The sequence below is a fragment of the Membranihabitans maritimus genome (assembly GCF_021729145.1).
Classification (GTDB): Bacteria; Bacteroidota; Bacteroidia; order Chitinophagales; family Saprospiraceae; genus Membranihabitans; species Membranihabitans maritimus.
Genome location: NZ_JAJSLW010000125.1, coordinates 1 through 231, shown reverse-complemented (window position 1 = coordinate 231; position 231 = coordinate 1). Strand labels below are relative to the sequence as shown.

Below are 231 nucleotides of genomic sequence, written 5' to 3'. Positions count from 1 at the left end.
CGTAATCGCTAAGTGTTATGGCGGTGACGTGAGCCGTAAGAAGAAACTATTGAAGAAACAGAAAGAAGGTAAGAAACGTATGAAGCAAATCGGTAACGTTGAGCTTCCACAAGAAGCGTTCCTTGCAATTCTTCACGTAGGTAAAGACTAATCGTTTTGTCTTATCTGCAAGGTTTTATGTATTAACTCGCAAGTGAAAGAGTCTCGGCTCTTTCACTTTCGTATTTTTTA

The 231-nt window shown here is 39.4% G+C and carries 1 pseudogene; it reads left to right on the top strand.

The features are described from left to right. Positions 1-151, top strand: a pseudogene (locus LVD47_RS23570) (hypothetical protein); the annotation flags it as partial. Positions 152-231: the final 80 nt, after the last annotated feature.